This is a genomic window from Streptomyces sp. NPDC111744 (assembly GCF_055634995.1).
Window position 1 is genome coordinate 368,711 of the sequence record NZ_JBVKCG010000007.1, and the last position, 21,445, is coordinate 390,155.

A 21,445-nucleotide genomic window follows, 5' to 3' on the forward strand; every position below is an offset into this window, starting at 1 on the left:
TCCTTTCGCGTCTCGCCTGGGTGCCGGCCTGCAAGGCCCAGGTGAAGTCCATGCCTGATGGCACCATACGGCCGAGGACTGACATCCGGTGGGTCATGATCCGAGGGCCGCCTCAGTAGTACTGCCGGATGTAGTCGTACGCCTTCTGGAACAGCTCTTCGTCCCGTTGCAGCTGGTAGCGGACCAGTGTGCGGCGCAGCGCCTTCTTCACCTCGCGCTCACCGCCCGCAGTGTGCTGCCACCCCGGGAACCGCACCGCGTCGACGATGCTGTCGATCTCCTCGACAAGCTTCGCCACCGCCACGGGCGTGCCCTCCGGGCGGGACGATTCGAACAGCCGGGTGAGAGCGTGCTTGCCCCGTTCCCTCGGATCCTGCTCCTTCTCATGAGCCTCTGCCTGCGCGGTCTGTTCCGCCAGGTCCAGCAGCTGGTAGAGATACTCCCGGCTCACCAGCTGTCCCGCCTCGTACTGCTGGCGCAGTCGCTCCAGCTTCTGCGCCAGGGAGTCGAAGCGCGGTTCACCGCGACGACGGCCGAGCCGGTCTTGAAGCTGCGGCTCAAGCTGCCGGATCCCCCGGTCGGGGGCACGCTGCAGGTACTCGGCCATCTTGGCGTCGATAACGAGCGTTTCAAGCCGTTCGGGTGGCACGTCCGCGTGGATGTGGGCGTTGACCAGCTCGCGCGTTTTGGGGCCGAGTACCCGCCACAGCAGAGGGCTCGTGGCGTTGCTGGGCCGTACGGAGTGGTGCACCTTCGCAAGCCAGCGGTAGTCGGTGACGTGCTCACTCAGCCGCTCGTCCGGGGCCAACGCCTCCCACAGCCGGGACAACCGGGCAAACGCCTCTGCGAAAGCCTGTCGTGTCCCGTCATCAGGCAGCTTGTCCTGAGCCGCAAAAAGGGCCTCGTAACCGTCCTCGGCACGGTCGACCCCGGGGAAAAAGTTCAGGCACTTGTGAAGGGCGCCGGGGAACTGATCCCACAGCTCCTTGATGCTGGTAACCGCACGCTCGACAGCCCGCTCGTCGAAGCGCATTGCCCGCCCGAGGCGGGCGAAGACACCGAGGTAGTCCACGATCAGACCGTGTGACTTCGCCTGATCGCTGCCCGGCTGCCGGTACGGGCGGTTCACCCGGCAGACGGCCTGGAGCAACGTGTGGTCACGCATGACCTTGTCCAGGTACATCGTCTGGGCGATCGGGGCGTCGAAACCCGTGAGGAGTTTCGCCGTCACGATGAGGATCTTCAGCGGATCGTCCGGGTCACGGAAGCGGTCCAGCAGTGCCGCTTCCTCGTCCTTATCCCGCCCGAAACGCTCCCGGACCTCCTCAGGCTGCCCCTGGGTGGACATCACGACCTCGCTGGTCTCCGGTCCCAGCAGCGCGTCCAGTTCCTTCTTGTACAGGACGCATGCTTCCTGGTCGAAGACGACGACCTGCGCCTTGAAGCCCTCGGGCTCCACTTTCTCCCTGAAGTGACGTGCGATGTCCTCGCACACCATGCGAATCCGCCCATCGGCCTTGACCAACCACCCCATACGAGCGGCCCGATTGGTCACAGCGGCCTTCTCACGCGGGGACAGACGCTCGGCGAGCTTCTTGAACTCGGCATCAATGACGTCACCGTCGATCTGGAAGCGCGCGTCACGCGGCTCGAAATGCAGCGGGAGCGTCGTCCCATCACGCAGCGAATCGGCCTGGGTGTACCGCGAGAGGTAGCGGCCCTCGTCCTCCTCGTAACCGAACGTCTTGAAGGTGTTGACGTCGGTTCGGTTGATCGGAGTGCCGGTCAGACCGAAGAAGACCGCGTTAGGCAGCGCCTCGCGCATTCGCTGCCCCAGATCCCGGTCCTGGGTGCGATGCGCCTCATCGACGAGGCAGACGATGTCACGGCGCGCGGACAGGACGCGATCCAGGCTCTTGAATTTGTGGACCGTGGTGACAATGATCTTCCGCTGGCCCGTCGCGAGCATCTCCCCGAGATTGTCACCGGAGCCCGCCGTGACCACGTTCGGGATGTCCGAGGCGCCGAAGGTGGAAGTGATCTGGGTGTCGAGGTCCAGCCGGTCCACCACTATCAGCACCGTGGGCGCACCAGTACGCGGATCGGTGCGCAGCGCCTGAGCTGTGAACACCATCAGCAGAGACTTGCCGGAACCCTGGAAGTGCCACACGAGTCCCTGCCGGGGCGCGTCCGGGTCGTGCGCCGCTGCAGCGGCACGGTCAGCCATCCGCCTGCCGGCCTCGTATTGCTGATAACGGCAGATGTTTTTGATCTTCCGGTGACGGTCGTCAGTGCTGTAGACCGTGAAGTTCCGGATGATGTCCAGAAGCGTCGACGGACTCAGCAGACCGTCGACAGCCTGACGGAGGTATTCGGGGCCGGGCTCAGGATGTTGCTTCCGCAGCCCCGGAGACCACCACGGGCTCCACAGGTGAAGGGGTAGCCGGAGGCTGCCGTAGCGCAGATCGCGTCCGTCGATGGCGAAACACAGGGCATTGGGGACGAAGAACTCCGGTACGTCGTCCTGATAACCGTCGAGTTGGAGCACCCCATCGGCCCAGGTTATGCCGGCACGTGTGGCGGACTTCGCCTCACCCACGACCAAGGGAATCCCGTTGACCCACAGCACATGATCGAAACGGCGCCGGGTGGTACCGCGGCAGAAGACGACCTCCGTGCTGAGGTGGTAGCGGTTACGGGTGGGGTCATCGAAGTCGACCAGCTGCACGGTGACATACTCATGGTCCGGCCCGAAAGGCATCGACTTCTCACCGAGAAGCCATGAGCGGAAGCCCTCGTTGGCCTTGACCACACCTTCACCACGTGCCGACCGGATCAGCGCAGTCAGCTGGTAAAGCACCTCGTCAGCGAGCTCGGGATCGGCCGAGATGGTCGGGTTGAGACGGACCAGGGCATCGCGTAGCTCGGACTCGACGAGGACATCCTGCTCGGCCCGGTCCGGCTGAGTGTCCTGCTCGACCCACGCGAGCTCTGGCAAGGCAATGAGCCGGTCGGTGACGAATGCCTGGACCGTGTCTCTCTCGCTGAACATCCCCCGCCCCTCGCTCACCCTCAGTTGTCTCTCACTCCACATCTCACGCGCTGCGGTCGACCCCCGCAGCCGCCGTTGTGCTCGCCGACGCGCCTGGGCCTTGCAACAGCACGTTCAAGGTGCGTTGCATCAGATTACGCGTCTGTGTCAGGTCCTCGGCGAGGGTGATACGCAGTTCGCGGGCGGCTTCGAGCCGCTCGACCACGCGTTGTTGGATGGAGAGAGGGGGGACGGGGATCGGCTGGGCCGAGAGGAGGCCGGCGGGGAGGTGAGCCATGGACGTGGTGCGCTTGGCTACACGGGCAAATGCCCCCAGGCGCTGGCAGCGGCGGAACCAGCCGAGAGCGAACTCTGGTAGCACATCATCGGTCGCACGAAAGCGCAGCAGCGTCATCTGGAAACAGCAGTCCTCGATCTCCCCGCGGTACATCGCCGCGCGGCCTACATACTCGAGGCTTTGCCCTTCGTTGAGCAGCACGTCTTTCGGCCGCAGCGCGTACTTGGCGAAGACGGAGGGGGCGAAGTTCATCTCCAGCACATCGTCCAGGAACAGCTCGTCGTCCCCAACGTTCGCGACACGGAGGTAGGGACGCAGATCCGTACCCTGGTGCACCTTGGGCTCACGCTTCATGCCCAGCTGTACTTCCCCCGCCTCTCGCACTCGACGCACCGGCCACTCCGGCACGTCGTACAGCTCGGCCAGTGCCGTGAGCTCTGCCTGCCGCGCGGCCTCCAGCGCGGTGGCCTTCGCCTGGGCAGTGCGCTCGAACGACCAGATAAGATCAGCGATTTTGCGTTGCTCCGAGAGCGGTGGGAGGGAGAATTCCTGCTGCGCGAGAGTTCGCCAGTTGATCGTCGGCGACAAGGAGCCGACGGAAATGGCCACGGCTCGGTCGACGAACGTGTCGGAGTGTAGGAACACCGGCAGAAACTCCGGGGCCACATACTCCCTCCGTGCTCGCAGGACCAGCGCGTGCGCGGAGCAGATCCCGTCGAAGTCGGCCACTGCCGCCTTACGCTGATACACACGACGTTTGCCGAAGATGACATCTCCCGCCGTGAACCGAAGCTTCGTGGCCGTCACCACACGGGGGTCAGACCACCGAGTTACCGTCAGCTCACCACTATCCACGTGTTCCAAGCCCACATAGCGGGATGCGCCGGAGGCGCTAGGATTATCCACCCTCTCACCCGAATTTTCTGCAATGTCAGAGAACCTGACGGTTTGCCAATCATTGTGCGTAGTCATTGCGTTCCACCAAGGATCTTGAGCAGGGCGGCGGCACGGACCGTTGCCTCCTGGGAGGAGGATCCCCAGCTTTCAAGATCGATGGCGAGTTCCTCCCGGGTCTCCTGGCCACCGTCCCTCGCTTCCTGGCCGAAGTAGAGGCCCAGGGACAGGCTGGTCCTGTGTTGCTCAATCTCGTCCGCTGTCACCCAGCGCGAGAGCCCGTCGATTGCGTCGTCACTCGTATAGGCCCGGACAATCTCCGCGATGTGTCCGTCGCTCAGGAACGACTGGCCTCGCACCCGGTTCAGCAGGTGCACCGCGTTGATGAAAAGGACTTTCCTCTTCCGCCCAGGCCGCTTCCGGGTGCGCAGCACGACCACACACGCCTCCATCGGCGAGTTGTAGAAGAGCCCCGGCCCAAGTCCCAGCACGCACTCCAGCAGATCGGACTTGATCAGTTTCTCCCGCATGGCCCGCTCATCCTCTCGGAAGAGCACTCCATGGGGGAACAGGATGGCGCACCGGCCCGTCTCGGGGTCCAGTGAGGCGGCAATGTGCTGGAAGAACGCGTAGTCCGCTCTCCCCTGCGGGGGCACACCCCACATGTTCCGCTGGTAGGGGTCCTTGGCGAAGAGCGGTCGGTTCCACTGCTTGATCGAATACGGGGGGTTGGCGAGCACCACGTCGAAACGTTGCAGCTGGTCGCCTTCGAAGAACAAGGGCTCGGCGAGTGTGTCACCGCGCTCGATGCGGAAGTTCTCAATGCCGTGCAGGTAGAGGTTCATGCGGGCGATCGAGGAGGTCATCACATTAAACTCCTGCCCGTACAGAGCGAGTTGGCGATGTTCCTTCCCCTGGCGCTTCAGCTCGGCCGCAGCCGTGACCAGCATGCCGCCCGTGCCGCACGTGGGGTCGTAGACCGTCTCCCCAGGCTCCGGTTCGAGCATCCGGGTCATGAGCTGGACCAGCGTCCGGTTCGTATAGAACTCTTGAGCCGTGTGCCCAGAGTCGTCCGCGAACTTCTTGATCAGGTACTCATACCCTCGGCCGAGTTCGTCCTCCGGGACCCGCGCCAGGGAAAGCACCTGAGTGGAGAAGTGTTCCAGCAGGTCACGAAGAGTGGCGTCCGAGAGTCGTTCCGTGTTCGTCCACTGCGCATCCCCGAAGACTCCCCAGAGCTGCTCCGAGTTGGCCTTCTCGATGGCCCTCATGGCCTGGGCGAGCGCCGAGCCGAGGCCGGAACGAACCTCCCGAACGTCTGCCCAGTGGTGACCGTCGGGGATCTGGAACTGGTAGTTCTCCTCCTTCGCCACCAGATCCGCGTCCCCACCGTACGTGGCGAGGGCCTGCTCGCGCTCCTCGTCCTGCACGTCACAGATTCGCTTGAAGAAGAGCAGTGGGAAGATGAACTGCTTGTAGTCGCCCGCATCGATGAGCCCCCGCAGCCGGACCGCCGCTCCCCATAGATAGTTCTCCAGCTCCCGCTGGTCCAACTGCCCCACTGCTGCATCCGTACCGGGCAGCACATCCGCAGCACCTCTGACGCCGCTCATCCGAGGAGCCTCCATTCCTTGAGCCGACCACGCAGTTCGTTCTCCGCCGCGGCGGCGTCCATCAGAGCGCTTTCCAAGGCGGCGACCGCCTCGCTCAACGGGGGCAATTCGGCCGTGCGGTCCTTCCCGACGTAGAGCGGGATGTTGAGGTTGCCGTCGTTCCTCTCGATCTCCGGGAGGTCGACCAGGCGGCTGCGCTCCTTGATGTCCGCGAAGGCGCGGTACCAGCCCAGGATGCGGGAGGTGTGTTCAGCCTCCAACACGTTCTGGTTCCGTCCCCTACGCAGCTGGTCGGAAGCGTCGATGAAGAGGATCTTCCCTCGTCGGTCCTTCGGCTTCTGCGCGCGCAGCACGAGGACGCAGGCGGCCAGGGGCGCGCCGTAGAAGAGGCGTTCCCCTAGTCCAATGACCGCCTCGATCACGTCCGACTCGATGATCTTCCTGCGGATACGGGCTTCGGTGCCGTCCCGGAAGAGAATGCCCTGCGGCAGTACGACAACTGCCCTACCGGTGCCGGGCCGCATCGAGGCGAGCATGTGCTGGACCCAGGCCCAGTCGGCCGTACTGCGCGGGGGCACTCCAGTCTCACCGCGCCCGTAGGGGTCCCTAGCCCATCCCGTCTCGCCCCACGCGGCCAGCGAGAACGGCGGGTTCGCGATCACGCAGTCAAAGGTCCGCAGACCCCCGTCCGGGGCGAAGAAACGGGGCTCGCGCAAGGTGTCTCCGCGCTCCACCCGGAAATCATCGATCCCGTGCAGGATGAGGTTCATGCGCGCGATGCCTGAGGTCGTGAGGTTCCTCTCCTGACCGAAGACCTTGCCCCAGAGCAGTTGGTGAGCCGCACCCTGTCGGGCGAAGTGGTGGGCGACCTCGATCAGCATCCCACCGGTACCACACGCCGGGTCGTACACCGTCTGGCCCGGCTCCGGGGCGAGGATGTTCACCAGTAGCTCGACCACGGCACGAGGCGTATAGAACTCGCCGGCCTTCTTGTTGGACAGATCGGCGAACTTCTTGATCAGGTATTCGTACGCCTGGCCAAGAAGATCCGCGTCGGCACGCGCATCACCGAGAAAACGTGCGGAGAAATGGTTGAGGAGCGCTCGCAGCACGCGGGGAGGGACACGGTCACGATTGGTCCACGGGGTGTCACCGAAGATTCCGTCGAGGGTGTCCGGATTGGCCTTCTCAATCGCGCGGAGCGCGTCAAGGAGCGCACGGCCGAGCTTCTCATCAGGCGCCGCTACGACATCGCCCCAGCGATGCCCCTCCGGGATGACGAAACGGTGCTGATCCGCCTTAGCCGCGAAGTCACGGTCGCCGTCGGAATGTGCGAGAGCATCGTCGAATTCCTCGCTGTAAACATCGCACAGACGCTTATAGAAGAGCAGCGGGAAGATGTAGCTCTTGAAATCTGCCTGGTCGACAAGCCCGCGCAGGAGATGGGCAGCGCCGAGCAAATGCGACTCTAGCTCACTGAGCGTGAGCCCTCCGGCCGCATCTGGCAGCAGTTCCAGCTGCTCAGACGCTTCCTGCTGGGCCACAGCGAGACTCCGTTCTGTACGTAGGGTAGGCGAAGATGCCCGAAGCGTAGCGGCTGGTTGCTGCTTCTTGGACCGCCCGCCAGGGTATCCCCGGAAGCCGTCAGGGGTCGCAGGGGTCAAGATCGAGGGCCGAGCCGGGCCGCACGGGCCTCACCGTCCGGTCGCGCCGTGCCGCCACTCCTCCAACACCAGCCAGAACTCGCGCGGCCAAGGCATCGACAGCGGATCGAAGTAGTAGCTCATCGCCGTCGCGCCCTTCCACAGGACCTCCGCGCTCTCGGATTCCTCAGCAAGGAGCCGGGCCGTCGCCAGGTGTCCCCAGACAGCTGTGAAATCTCTCTCTTCGGCAGCATCCCGGAGAGCCGGCCAGGTCTCCCACGTCAGGTGGCGTTCAAGGGCTCGAAGGTGATCGCTGGCCTTCCGAAGGATCAGGCCGCGTACTTCCCCAGTGATCTCATCGTTCTTACGCTCCACTTCGCCGATTCGATCGTCGTCATCCCAGCCGTACTTCTCGGCGGCTTCCCTCCATATCGTCCACGAGCGCTCTGCCTGCTCCTTCGCGTATGTCTCCAGATCTTCTCGAGTGAGCCGTGGAATGACGTCGGCGTCCGGATCACCGGACACGGTTTCATCCGGGGCCGCCTCGATCTGGTCTCCGTACCGGATGCGATTCAGGGCAGCCAGGAGACGAACGGAGGCGTCGATGTCCTCATCGCAGACCGCGTCAAAGATGTCGACGATGTCCTGCGCTACGCCTTGCCAGTCGCTCTCGGCAAGGTGGTCGTCGAGACGGCCGCCGTGACCGTTGTCCGGGTCCAGGATGCGCAAGCTGTCCAGAAGGTCTTCAATCTCGGCGTCAAGCCTCTTCGTGACGGCCTCCGGGGCCTCCCGCTCCCGCCGGGCGGCTTCCTCGCGCTTGGCGCGCTCAGCCGCCTCCCGCTGCCGGTCACGAGCGTCACGGCCCGAGGGCAGTTGGACTTGGAGTGCCCTCATCTCCTGTGCTACAGCCGGGTCCGCCCCGTCCAGTAGACCGATGGCCTGCATCCGGTGCCCAGCCTGGACCAGTGGGTCCGACGCGACACAGCGCAGTAGATCCAGCCCCGCCTTGGGATCACGACGTGCCACGGCCACGGCGAGGGCAAGGCGGTCGCTGCTCACACCACCCGGGTGCGCGACGAGTTGCGCGACAGCCTCGGGCACATAGCCAACCGGAGTGTTGTGCTCTGCGAGTGCCAGACCGACTCTCATACGCGTCTTGAGCGGGGCCGTCCCGTCGCCCGCAAAGACCTGCGCAGTCCAGAGAGCCCATCCCTCGCGGACAGCCTCGGCAAGCCAGTCCCAGTCGTTCTTGGACAGGAGGTGACGGGCTTCCGCGTAGCCCACGTCGTCGCGGAAGCGGGATACCAGGGCATCAGCTGCTCGATGTCTCGTGCTTGGTGACAACCCCTTGGTGCCCGTCACATAGCAAAGGCCCAGAATGTTGTCGCCGTAGGTGAAGCGGGGTCGATCAACGTCGACATGCGACTCCCGGACAATGCGCTGCAAGTCCTCATGCCCGGGTCCCGGCGTCTTGACCACGAACGTCGCAGCCGCCAGGGCCGCACCACCGCGAATGCCGCAGGCATCCAAGGCGCTGATACGCCGGTTGTCCGGGAGCGCATCGTCAGCCAAGTTGACGAGGCAGTCAGAAATCAACTCGTCCGGTTGTCTGTAGCGAGCAGGTACCTCGCAGTCGGGCAGAAGTTCTGGTCTTTGAATGCCGTCCACAGCGCGCCCCCCTTGATCGACAAGAACAGGAATCCTAGCCCTGGTTGTGCATGGGGCGGCCAGCAGACCACCTTGCGAAGCTCGGTGCCGGGAGCCGATGGCTGGTCTTCGTCCACCATGACTCAGACGCGCCCTTGACCAAGGTCCACGACGGCTGTTCCGTTAAGAAAGTTGGGACGTCGGACTCGGGGGTGGCCTTCGTGACCAGGTCGGTTGGCGGTGTGTGGTGTCCCGTCAGCGGCACCGGAGGAGCGTCGACGGCTCCCCCTGCCCCTGGGGTCCCCGCATGAGACCTCGCCGCGGAATCGCGATCGCCGTCGTCGCCGGCGGCGGCGCCTTGACCACCATGCTCGTCGGGCTCGTCACCAACGCCGTGTCCGACAAGTCACGGTGGCCTGGCTGGCTGGGGTGGTTGCAGGAGCACGCCTGGTTCTCGTTCGTCGGGTTGGGCGTGACGATGGCGGGGCTGACGGCCCTGCTCGCCGGGCTCTCCGAGGCTCGGCCTCCGACCACGCCAGGGCCACCGGAGGACGGAGCGGGACCACCGGGGGCCGCCCAAGTGCTGCGTTCGTTGCCACGCGACGCCGCCGCGTTCACCGACCGTGTCGGGGAGCTGGAACGGCTGATGAGCTCCGTGCGGGCATCCCAGGATCGTGGCGAAGGGCTGCCGGTTCATGTGATCGACGGGATGCCGGGCGTCGGGAAGACCACTTTCGCCGTGCACGCCGGCCACCTCCTCTCCGAGCGGTTTCCCGATGGTCAGCTCTTCGTGAATCTCAACGGGTACACGCCGGGGCGCACACCGGTGCAGGCCGGCGAGGCGCTCGCCTCGCTACTCGCGGCCGCCGGCGTGCCGACGCAGCAGATACCCGTCGGGGACGACGTCGGAGCGGTCACGGAGGCCCGGGCCGCCATGTGGCGGAGCAGGCTCGCGGACAAGAAGGCGCTGCTGATCCTCGACAACGCGGCCAGCTACCGGCAGCTGGAGCCCCTGCTCCCCGGCGGGAGTGGCTGCCTGGTGTTGGTGACCAGCCGTAGGCGGTTGGTGGCGAGCGAGGAGGTGGTCATGTCGGTGGAGGCGCTGCCGCCGGATCACGCGGTCGACCTCTTCGTGCGGCTCAGTGGGCGGCCGGGCGATGACCTCGACCGGGGTGTGGTGGACGAACTGGTGCGGCTGTGCGGGTGTCTACCACTGGGGGTGTCCCTGCTCGCGGCACGGCTGCGGCACCATCCGTCCTGGACCGCCGAGGACCTGCGCGGGCGACTGGTGGCGGCGCGGGACCGGCTGGGAGAACTGCGGGCCGGGGAACGCGCCGTCACCGCGACGTTCGATCTCTCCTACCGAGATCTCGTGTCGGAGCGACAACGCTTCTTCAGACAGCTCGGCTTCTTCCCGGGCACCGATCTCGACGCGCACGTCGGCGCGGCGCTGGGTGAGGTTCCGGCGCTGGTGGCCCGTCGGCACCTCGAGGCGCTCTATGACGACCACCTGATCGACGAGCAGCCGGGGAGCCGATACCAACTTCACGATCTCCTTCGCGACTATGCCCGGAGCCTCGCCGTCGAGGGGGACAGCATGGATAATCACGTACAGGCCGTCCAGCGTGTGTGCACCTACTACCTGGCCGCTCTCGCCGTCGCGAACGGGCACATCGTGCGCAGTGGAGCCGCGGTGCCTCCGGCGCCGGACGGCGCCTCGCGGGTGGAAACTCCGGCCATGGAGTCGCGGGTGGGCGCCCTGAGCTGGCTGGAGGCCGAGCGGGCCAACATCCTCGCCTCTGTCCGGCAGGCGAACGGTCTCGCTCTGTACGACCTCGTGGTCCGGCTCGCCGCGGCCATGGCGCCCTTCCTGCGTCAGGCCGGCCCCTGGGACCAGGCCGTCGGGCTGCACCGGACCGCCGCCGAGGCCGCCCGCCACACCGGCGATCAGAGAGCCCGGGGTGAAGCTCTCGCCGAACTTGGTGTCGTACGCCGCTTCATGGCGGCCTATCCGCAGGCGATCGAGGCACTGAACGACGCCGTGACGGCGTACGAAGCGGTCGACGAGCGGCGGGGCAAGGCGGACGCTCTGAACCAGCTTGGCATCGTCTGGTACCTGACCGCGGACAACGAGGACGCGTCCCGCGCCCAGGCCGAGGCCCTCTCCCTCTACCGTGAGCTGGACTACCGGCTCGGGCAGGCGAACGCTCTGGCCGATCTCGGCATGACACACCGGCAGATGAGCCGGTTCGACGCCGCGGTGGAGGCGCAGAGCGAGGCTCTGACGATCTACCGAGAGCTGGGTGACCGGTACGGGGAGGCGAACTCCCTGCGGGACCTGGGCGTCGTGCACTGCCTCATGGGCGCTTATGAAGTGGCCGCTCGGCATCACCAGGAAGCGTTCGACATCTACCTGGAGCTGGACGACCGTGAGCACCAGGCCTACGCGCTCAACGAGTTGGGCGCCATCCGGCGGCTGACCGGAGACACCGAGGGAGCGCGGACGGCACACAGCCAGGCCCTGACGCACTTCACCGAGCTTGGTGACCGGTTCGGCCGCGCCAACAGCATCCGCTACCTGGGCGTCGTGAAACGTGTGGCCGGGGATGCGACCGAGGCGATCCGGCTTCTGGAGGAGGCCCTGGACCTCTACCGCGAGCTCGGCAGTCGCGGGGGTGAGGCCGCCTCGCTGAGCGAGCTGGGCGCGGCTCGCAGCAGCGTCGGTGAGAGCGACGGAGCGGTCGAGGCGTTCCAGGAAGTACTGCGGATCCTCCGAGGCCTGGGCGACCGGTGCGGGGAGGCGGAGGTGCTGAACCACTGGGGCATGCTGCTGCTCAACTCCGGTGAACCGACGACCGCCCGCCAGCACTTCGATCAGGCCCTCACGCTCGCTCGGGACATCCGCTGCCCGTTGGAGGAGGCGCGGGCGCTGGAGGGCATCGGCCGCTGCGACTGGGCGGTTGACGGGCCTGGTCACGGCGTGGGCTCGCTGCGAGCCGCCGTGACCGTGTACCGGCGGTTGGGAGTGAGCGCGGCCGTGGACGACATCGAACAGTTGCTGGTGTAGCGGTCCGGTTGGCGCCGACCATGTGGCCGAATTCCCTGTCCCGGGTGAGTTGTTGAGGCTGCTACGGTTCCGGCTGGTCTGTCGCTTAAACCCCGTCTCACCGTGCCGCCTCCGGTACGTACCTCGCGAGGAGTGTTGGATGCCGTCACCCACGTCCGTCACCGAGCCGCACACCATCACGGCCGTCGGCCCGGCGGCCGCGGAGCCGACGGCGGCCAGCACCGCCGTCCTGGACCGCGTGGCCGCCCGCGTCCGGCAGCGGCTGGAGGCGGAGGAGACCGCGGAAGGCGTGACGGGACGGTTCGGCGACGGTTCCCACGCGGCCTCGCTCATCTGGCCCTGGCCGCTGTGAGCACGTCCGCTCGATGACAGAACCCGAAGGCCCCGTACCTTTCCGGACGTTCATCCTCAAGGTCGCCAACCGCTGCAACATCGACTGCGACTACTGCTTCGTCTTCAACTCCAGGGACCAGGCGGCGCGACGCCTGCCCGCCCGCATGGACCTCGCCGTGGTCCGGGCCGCTGCCGGGCGGATCGGCGAGCACGCCTCCGCGCACGGCCTTCGGACCATCCACGTCGTACTGCACGGCGGGGAGCCGTTGCTCGTCGGCGTCGGGCACATGGCCGGTCTGCTGGAAGCCGTCCGGGAGGGTGCGCCGGCCGGGACCCGGGTTCTTTTCGAGCTCCAGACCAACGGAACGCTTCTGTCCGGCGCCTGGCTGGACCTCTTCGAGCGGTACGAGGTCGCGGTCGGCGTCAGCCTCGACGGGCCGCCGCGTGCGAACGACCGGCACCGGTTGACCCACGCTGGGCGGTCGAGCGCCGCCTCGGCCGTGCAAGGCATCGAACTCCTGCGGTCGCGGCCGCATCTGTTCGCGGGGCTGCTCGCCGTCGTGGACCTGGCCAATGACCCTGCCGAGGTCCACGACTACCTGGCGGCCTTCGAACCGCCCGTGATCGACTTCGGTCTGCCGCACGCGACCCACGACGACCCGCCGTTCCGCACCGACCCTGGCGTGCCCGAGTACGGGCTGTGGATGAGCAGGGTGTACGACGCGTGGCTCGCCCGGCCCGAGTACAGGCACAGCATCCGGATGCTGGAGGACATCGTGGCCCTCAGCTCCGGCGTGCGCGGCTCGGTGGAGACGCTCGGCCTGGCCCCGCCGACGAGCGTCGTGATCGAGTCCGACGGCTCCGTCGAGGCGGTGGACACCCTGCGGTCGGTCGAGGAGGGCGCCTCCTGGCTCGGGCTCGACGTCTTCAGCCACTCCTTCGACGAAGCGCTGTCGCATCCGAAGCTGCGGCACCGACAGCACGGCAGGAACGCGCTGGCTGAGGAGTGCCGCGCCTGCCCGCTCGTGGACGTCTGCGGCGGCGGCTACCTCCCCCACCGCTTCAGTGCCGCCCACGGCTACCGGAACCCGTCCGTCTACTGCGCGGACCTGGAGCACCTCATCCGGCACGTCCAGGGCTCTATGCGGGAGTACGGCTGGAATCCCCAGACGGGGGCTGCCGCGTCACCGTAGGCGCCGGTGCCGTACCGCCGCGTGGGGGTCGCGCGTTGGTACGAAGGAGTGAGATAGCGACCGAAGCAACCGAGGAAGAGAGGGAGGCACCGATGAGCGTGACGATCCGCCCTGCGGAGAAGCGGGACGTCCCGGCCATGGCCGAGCTGATCGAGGAGATCGAGCGGTACTACGGTACGACCGAGGCCGACATCCAGCCGCTGGACGAACGCCGCGTCCAGGTCGAGGAGGCCCTCTTCGGCTCGCCGCCGCTGGCCTCCGCACTGCTGGTCGAGGACGAGACCGGGGACATCGTCGGACTCGCCGCCTACTCCTTTCTCTGGCCGGCCGCCGGCTCCACCCACTCCCTGTTCCTGAAGGAGCTGTACGTCCGCGGCACCCTGCGCCGACAGGGCATCGGTGCCCGCCTCATGGGCGAACTCCGTGCCCTGGCGGCCGCACGCCCCGGGTGCAGCCGGGTCGAGTGGATGGCTGACCGTGACAACCCAGGCGCCCCGGCCTTCTACGAGGCACTCGGTTTCACCGAGTCAGACGGGAAGATCGTCTACCGGGTCGACTCCGGCAACGCGTGAGGTGAGTGGGGCTGTGAAAGAGGAGCGCTGCGAGGAGTGCGGCAGCCGGGTCGTCATCGGGCTTGGGTGCGACTGCCCGCCGGGCTCATCACCTTCGGCGGGCTCTCGTGCGGTGTCGACGTCCGTGAAGAGGGAGTGGCGTGCGCATCCGGAGGACACGATCCTGATCTCTCCCGGGGAGTGCGCGCACCTGCCAGGCTGGTGCGACCACATGGCCGAGGACGACGTTCGGCCCCCGCGGTGGGGGTGGATCCCGAATCCTCCGCACGGACTGTGGGAACGGTTGAGCAGCACCTACCCGGCGACTGCCACCGCGGGCAATCCGAAACGGACGGCCGTGCGGCGGTGCAGCACCTGCGAAGCGAACCTCGCCCAGGGCTGATCGCCGCCCTCCACGACGGCTCTGCTCTCGCTTCGGTGGGCGCGGCCGCACCTGCCGACAGCCGCGCCCGCCCTCATTGGAATCAGCAGGGATGTCAGTAGGTGATGACAGACGTCTTGCTCGTGAAAGAAACGGTTCACCCACCGCTGACTCACTTATCGTCACCGTGAACAGACCAGTCGCACTCTGCGGTTACCGGCTGAAGGGTTGCGTCGGGACAGCTCCGGATACATCGTGACTTTTAGCAAGGAAATGCCTATCTCCTCATGCATCCGTGGAGAGTTCCCCGCAGCAGCCTGCGACGTGAGTAGGGTGCACTCGTTGCCAGAGCGGTACGGGGAGGGGCAGCAATGGCACAGGTAGGGCGACAGCATTTCGTCGCTGTTGTAGAGCAGTTGACCGCACGTTGGCTCCGGGGGGACGAACGGGAGCTGCCACTCGAGACACGTGTAGGGCTAATCGGAGAGCGGGCACTCGACGCGTACGAGAGCAGCGCGCAGGAAGGTGCCCTCCTTGACGCCGTCGCGGCCCTCTGGGTAGCTGGTGACCTCGGCTCCGACTTTCCGATACTGCGGCGGCGGCTCGATCGCCTCCCTGACGTGCCCGCTATGTATGCCTCACCCTCAAGTGCAGCGATGCAAGCCCGAGCCGAACCTGATTCGGACTGGTTTGACGAACTAGGGGACCTGCTTCGTGTGGGCGCGGACGGGAACCGAACCGCCTATCGAACTCCCCGGCCCGTCCTGGAGGCCGTCCGCAGTTATGGGAACGAGGCCTCCGGTTTCTCCCTGCTGATCCTCACTTGTCAGACCCGCGACGCGCTGGACGCGTCCATGGACGAGACCGAGAATTCCTCTCGCACCGACCAGGTCCGACTCTCCACCCTCGACCGCAGCCAACTCCTCCGGTCAGTCCGTGTCCGGCACACCGACACACTGGACCAAACAGTCGACATGCTCCAGGCGGCTGTCGACTCCAGCGCCGATGAGCCGCGCCCCTGGGCATGGAGCTTCGCGCTCGGCGACCTGGCTCAGACTCTCCTGCTGCGCTATAAGGCTGTCGGGCAACCATCAGACCTTGAGCGTGCGGTCGAGAACGCCAGGGCGGCTGTTCGGCGCGCTCAGGGAGCCCGTGAGCGTGACGGGTCGCTGGTGTGGACGGGCGTGCTCGGGGCCGCGCTGAAAATGCGACACGAGGCTAACGGTGATATCGGAGATCTGAGAGCCGCAGCCGATGCCCTCTGGGAGACCAGGGATCCGATGTTGGCGCCCGCCGAACAGGGCGTGACGTCGGGCTGGTTGTGCGCTGTCGGGGCATTGCAGCGGTATTACTACGCGCTTTCAGACGAAGTGTCCTACCTGGACAGGGCTCTCGAGACCCACCTCAGCCTCGCGCTGGCACAGCCGTCGCAGGATTTGCGTGATGTCCAAGAGGCCTCCGCCTCACCGGCGGTGTATGCGAGTCTCGGCTACAGCTGCCTCGCCATGTACGAACGCTCAGCCGAGCCGGGCCTACTGGACCAAGCGACGGACGCACTGAACACGGCCCTCACCATGGCTGGCTCCGCAGAACCCGGTCCACCTGAGTGGGTGGATTGGACTGGGACGTTCATCACCGCCCTTCGGCTCCGCTTTGAGCGAAAGGGCAGCCCCACTCATCTAGAACAGATGATCACTGTGCTCACCCGCGCCCTGGAGTCCCCAACCCTGCCGGAGACGAGCGTGGCCCGCAAAGCGTGGCTCGGCGCGCTCGGTGAGGCGCTGCTGTGGCGCTACGACCTCTCCAATGCTGCCCACGACTTACATACGGCCCGCGCTCTCCTCAGTCGTGCTCGGTCCTATGCCGCGCTAGCCACCGCACACCACGCCGAGTATCTACGCGCCAGCGACCTATGTGCTCTGGATGACGCGGTCCTGGCCGCGGTCGCAGCAGTGCGCGCCGCCGTGACGCCGGACGGTGCGCACCTTCCGGCCGCCTTCGAACTCGCCCAGTGCCTTCTCGCCCGCGCCGACGTGCTGCGGGCCCCAGCCGACGCGACAGTCGCCGCCGATCTACTCAAGCACTGTCTACAGTGGGCCGATCAGCCCTCCGAACAGCTCGCGCTGCAGAGTATCGAGTACGGACGCGCCCTTCTGACCCTGCACGACGTGCGGACGTACCCGGTAGCGGCCCACGACGAAGACGGCCATCGCGGCATTGATGCCCTCGCAAATGTTGCAACGACCCTCGCCGAGGTCCTGGTTGAATCCCGAGTCCAGGAGGTAATCAAGGCGCGGGCCGCCGGCCTACTGGAGCGAGCCGTGGCATTGGCCACAGAACTCATGGCCCGTGCCGAGCGACGCGGCGAAGACAACTACCGTCGACGCGTCGACGTCGAGGATTGGCAACGTGCTCGCACCGCCCTTGACGAGTGGGCCACGTCGCGCGGGCGTCCTCGTCGGCCGCGGACGGCAGCCGAACTCCGCGGCAACGCCCAAGGGATTCGCCACGAGATGCACCACCGTGTCGTCGATGTGGTGATGCGACACCCCGGCGCCGGACCGGTCGAACAGGCCCGGCTCATCGCGGCCGAGACGGGCGTACTCGCTCGCTGGTGTCTGGAGGCAGGTGAGCCACGCGCCGCTCTCGAAGTCGCCGAGTCGGGGCGAGCCGTGCTGACGACAGCAGCCGCTGGAGCAGATGCGATCGGTGATCGAATCGCCCGGCTGGGACTTCCATCGCCGCGTGAGCAATGGCTAAACACTGCGCTCGCCATCCACTCCCCGGCAAACGCCTCGCAGGCCGACCTCTCACACCACCCACTTCTCGGAATCATTCCCGGGCACCGTCTCCTGCCCCTGCCGGAAAGCATGCGGGAATCCTTGCGCGACGTCCTCGATGACGTCGCCCCCACGCCCGCTCCACAGGACATCGCTGAATGGTGCGGTTTTCTGGGTATCGATGCCGTGGTGCACCTCCTCGCCGGACGACACTGCGGCTGGGCTCTGATCGTCCACCGCAACGGGCGCATCACCTCCCTGCGGCTTCCCCGCCTTCTTCTACATGCGCCCGAGTTGGTGCAGCTCATGACGGTGCACGACGTACAGTTACGCGTCGGGAATGCGCCGACAGACTCCACCCGGCAGAAGGCACTGCGCGAAGTCTGCGACTGGGCGTGGAAGGCCGCGATCGAGCCGCTGCACGAACACCTCACCGCCCTGGGAATTGAAGACACACCGCGTGTCGTCGTCATCCCATCTGGAGCCCTCGGCCTTGTCCCCTGGCATGCAGCTCGGCACCGTGTGAAGGTGCCTGGCGGGTGGGAGCACCGCTTCGCAATCGAGTCGATGGCGTTCAGCTACGCACCCTCCGCACACGCTCTGTCCCAGTACGCCTTGCGCGCCCTCCTGCCGCTAACCGGGAGCGGCATGGTTGTCGTCGACCCAACCCGGGATCTGCCACATGCCCGTCAGGAGGGCGAGGACGTCTACCGCTGGTACTACGCCAAAGGACAGAGGTTCGGGGGGTCCGGCGAGCCCGGATCGGTGCCCGCCACGCCCCGAGCGGTGCTGTCCGCGCTGAGCAACCCAGTCGGCGACCCCACGCCCGCCTACCCGGTCGCCCACTTCGCCTGCCATGCGCGCAGTCGGGCCCTGGCTGCCGAGTCGCACCTGGTGCTGGCAAGCGGACAACGGCTCAGCGTCACCTCAGTCCTCGAACGACTCCGTTGGAATAGCCCGGGACCGAGCCTTGCCCCACTGGTCGTCTTGTCGGCCTGCGCCACGGCCGTACCCGGAGCACACTACGACAGCGCGTTGAGCCTGACTACAGCGTTCGGAGCAGCGGGCGCAGCAGCCGTAGTGGGGTCGCTGTGGGCGGTGAACGATGCCACGACCGCTGCCCTGATGAGGGACTTCCACGCGTTGCTCAACTTGGAGGGTATGCCCCCCGCCGAGGCACTGCGCACAGCACAACTACGCGCTCTACGCGAGGCCCGGGCGCGGACCCGGGGCAAGAACACCAAGGGCAAGGCCCCAGCCGGAGACCCTACGCACTGGGCCGCGTTTGTCCATCAGGGCCTCGGATACGCGGCATCGCCTGCGGGCTCCGTCTCCTCCGCCGTCGCCACACTGCCGGAATATCGGGGCGAGGGCGCGAACACAGGTTCCTCGGCCTATGGCCCAGGGCTCCGGCTCCCCATTTTCGCAAGCCTCCCCGGGCCGGATCCATCCGCCATCGTATGGAGGTGCCCAGTGGCCGATTGCTCCCAGGAGGCCGACGGCGACATGGACTCCCCCTTCGACGCCGACTGCTGCCCGGTACACCCCGGCAACGTTTTCGTCCTGGCATAGGCGGGCGGCGAAGTTGGGCGACCTAGTCAAGGGACTGCTCGAGCCCATCGCGAAGCGGTGGAGCGCGGTAATGGGTGGCCCTCTACTCCTGTTCTGGCTGGCGGGCGCGCTGGTCGTGATGTGGATGCGAGGCTCAGGCACTCACCCATGCCGCGCACCCAAGTTCCCCGCTGATGTGCCATGCACGATCGCCGCCCAGCGACCGTTGGGGCCAATCGTCCTGACTGCGGCGGCAACCGCGATCGTGGTGTTGTCCGCATGGGCGCTGTCGGCGTCGGCAGGCTTCACACTCGAGGTGCTCGCCGGCCGTTGGGGCACCTCCCGGATCGCTGTCGCGTACACCCGACACTGCATGGCCCGCCATCACGCCCGCCGCAGTGACCTGGCCACCTGGCGCCAGGCCCCGCCAGCTGGTCTGAACAGCGAGAACCTCGATGCCTGGAACAGCCAGAACGGTTGGCGCGCCACACAAAGGCGGGCCGCGTACGCGCGCTACCCACGGGTAAGCGACGCCCAACGCCTGCTCCCTACGGCTATGGGCAACGCGCTCGTCTCGGTGTCGGCCGAAGTGCGCCGCACGTACGGACTCGACCTCGCCGTCTGCTGGGACCCATTCGTCAAGGTCTTGGAGACGCCCGTCCGAGACGAACTCACCGCCGCCGCGACCCGAGTCTTTGCCCGAGTGCAGGGCCTGGTGTGTGCAGCGGCCGCCGCCCTTTGGGCGGTTGTGATCCCGGGGGTGTTACCACGACTGCTGTGGGTGGCCACGAGCGCACTGCTCGTTTGGCGCGCGCATCGTTCGCTTCAGGCCGGCGTCGACGCGTACTGCCGCCACGTCACTAGCCTCTTCGCTGTTCACCGAATCCGGCTCTACCGGGCGCTTGGATTCACTCCGCCCGCCACGGCACAGGACGAGGTGAGCTGCGGAACAACCCTGAGCGCGGTACTGTCCCGTAGCCTCCCCACCGGCTCGGTATCGGTGCCATACGTGTGGGCATCCCCAGGAGACTCGTCCGCCTAGCGCAACCGCTACACAGCCCTGTATCAGGCGGCCTGGCACGGCGCTTCCACCCCGGTCGAGCACCTCTTGGCCCATGACATCTTGCGAACGCTGTCGCCCCCAAAGGGCCTGCGGTGCTCACAGCTTCTACGACTGCAGCTGACCTCATCCGACTCTCCTACCCTCGTCTTCCACGGGGTCTTGGGTCCTCAATGGGAACGTCATGGGAACGGAAGGCCGTGTAAAGACAGGGAACGATCAGCCAGGGACGGAAGACCGAGTCGCGCTGACCAGCAGGAACGGTGAAGCCAAGGAAAGGCCATCACAGACAGGGCAAGCTATAGACCCTCTCCTAAAGCGGGTGTCGCAGGTTCGAATCCTGCCGGGGGCACGCTTGACCTGCTGTTTTAACGCAGGGTGATTCAATGTTCCTGTTTCCGTAAGGAAATGGGAACGCCATGGGAACGGAGTCTGATTGCCCGGCAGGGTCGATCCCAAGCGAGCGTCCCGCGCACCGCGTCCGCAGGTGACGGGCCGAGCCAACGACTGAGCGCGGCGGCTCCGGACAGAACGCGCCGGGCGTCGGCGGCATGACGGTGGACGCGCACGATCGTCGCCACAAGCGCGGGGTGGAGGCCATGGCGGTGTTCACGGCGACGCACGGCAGCCCGCGCCTGGCCACATCATTGAGTGTCAGCTGCCGGCGCCGCGATGGGTGCTCGGTGACGGCTGGAACAGCGCGGACAGCTGAAGCCGAAATGGCCCACGCCGACGGAGTCGGCGGGCTCTTTCGGGGAAGTCCTTGTCAAGGTTGCGGATCGCGGCGGTGCGCTCGCGTCGGTCCTAACGACTGAGGGCTTCGAGTTGCTGCTGGTAGTTCTCCGTCGGGTCCGGCAACAGGGCTTTCTGCGCGCGCAACATCACGCGACTGGCGCTACCCCGTCCAGGGTGCCGGTGCCCTGGCGGCCGGACATTGTCGCCGTCGCCAACTTACGAGGCCCGCAGCACCCGGGGTTGCCACGCGATTACACAAGACTCTGCTCAGAGAGTCGTTGCATACTGCACGACGAGCGGGCTCGCCACCATGCAGCAGTCTCCATCGCGACACGGGGATCGAAAATAGGTCATCACTCGCGAGACGAAAGTGAACGCCTGTACGAGTTCGCCTTTGTGTGCTTAAAGTGTCGCTGCGCATTGACGGGGCTTGACCACTCCGTGCGCGCACATCAGCCAGCGACCGGGGGAACGCCGTCGCTCACGGGGAGGGGTTGCATCGCCATGCCGTCGCAGTGGCCATCCATGTGCGTGAGCCCAGCCAGGGACCTGCGCTTCTGATTCCCCGTGAGAGTCCTTGAGATCCACTGCTCTGCGGAGCATCGGCCGACCATCCGGCGCATGCACCTTCTGAAGAAGAAAGTGATGCTCCGTTGCCTTCCCGATC

Annotated in this window: 10 protein-coding genes; 5 read left to right on the forward strand and 5 right to left on the reverse strand. The window is 66.4% G+C overall.

All coding sequences use genetic code 11. The features are described 5' to 3' along the window. Positions 1 to 112: 112 nt before the first annotated feature. The 5 genes from ACZ7OO_RS19260 to ACZ7OO_RS19280 form a co-directional block, all read right to left on the reverse strand. A complete protein-coding gene (locus ACZ7OO_RS19260; RefSeq protein ID WP_471505947.1) occupies positions 113 to 3,052 on the reverse strand; it encodes a type I restriction endonuclease subunit R in 2,940 nt (979 codons plus the stop codon). A gap of 43 nt (positions 3,053 to 3,095) precedes the next feature. Then, a complete protein-coding gene (locus ACZ7OO_RS19265; protein ID WP_471505948.1) occupies positions 3,096 to 4,301 on the reverse strand; it encodes a restriction endonuclease subunit S in 1,206 nt (401 codons plus the stop codon). Next, on the reverse strand, positions 4,298 to 5,836 hold the full coding sequence (locus ACZ7OO_RS19270; RefSeq protein WP_471505949.1) for a type I restriction-modification system subunit M: 1,539 nt from the start codon (positions 5,834 to 5,836) through the stop codon (positions 4,298 to 4,300). The genes ACZ7OO_RS19265 and ACZ7OO_RS19270 overlap by 4 nt, the downstream gene beginning before the upstream one ends. Next, positions 5,833 to 7,380 carry a type I restriction-modification system subunit M gene (locus ACZ7OO_RS19275; protein WP_471505950.1) on the reverse strand — a complete coding sequence of 516 codons (1,548 nt, stop codon included), beginning with the start codon at positions 7,378 to 7,380 and terminating at the stop codon, positions 5,833 to 5,835. The genes ACZ7OO_RS19270 and ACZ7OO_RS19275 overlap by 4 nt, the downstream gene beginning before the upstream one ends. Before the next feature lie 150 nt (positions 7,381 to 7,530). Next, positions 7,531 to 9,147: a hypothetical protein gene (locus tag ACZ7OO_RS19280; RefSeq protein ID WP_471505951.1), complete on the reverse strand. Its 1,617-nt coding sequence runs from the start codon at positions 9,145 to 9,147 to the stop codon at positions 7,531 to 7,533. 286 nt (positions 9,148 to 9,433) lie between these two features. Here ACZ7OO_RS19280 and haaT point away from each other — a divergent pair, with 286 nt between their 5' ends. The 5 genes from haaT (at position 9,434) to ACZ7OO_RS19305 (ending at position 19,004) form a co-directional block, all read left to right on the forward strand. Next, entirely contained in the window at positions 9,434 to 12,193 is a 2,760-nt protein-coding gene (haaT, locus tag ACZ7OO_RS19285) for a cyclophane-containing RiPP biosynthesis TPR protein HaaT (RefSeq protein WP_471505952.1), read from the forward strand. A gap of 139 nt (positions 12,194 to 12,332) precedes the next feature. Then, positions 12,333 to 12,545, forward strand: a complete 213-nt coding sequence (haaA, locus tag ACZ7OO_RS19290) for a HaaA family cyclophane-containing RiPP peptide (RefSeq protein WP_471505953.1) — start codon at positions 12,333 to 12,335, stop codon at positions 12,543 to 12,545. Between the two features lie 13 nt (positions 12,546 to 12,558). After that, positions 12,559 to 13,719, forward strand: coding sequence for an FxsB family cyclophane-forming radical SAM/SPASM peptide maturase (locus tag ACZ7OO_RS19295; RefSeq protein WP_471505954.1), 1,161 nt, complete (start codon positions 12,559 to 12,561; stop codon positions 13,717 to 13,719). A gap of 92 nt (positions 13,720 to 13,811) precedes the next feature. Next, positions 13,812 to 14,291, forward strand: coding sequence for a cyclophane-containing RiPP N-acetyltransferase HaaN (gene haaN / locus ACZ7OO_RS19300; RefSeq protein ID WP_471505955.1), 480 nt, complete (start codon positions 13,812 to 13,814; stop codon positions 14,289 to 14,291). Between the two features lie 1,215 nt (positions 14,292 to 15,506). After that, entirely contained in the window at positions 15,507 to 19,004 is a 3,498-nt protein-coding gene (locus tag ACZ7OO_RS19305) for a CHAT domain-containing protein (RefSeq protein ID WP_471505956.1), read from the forward strand. Positions 19,005 to 21,445 lie beyond the last annotated feature (2,441 nt).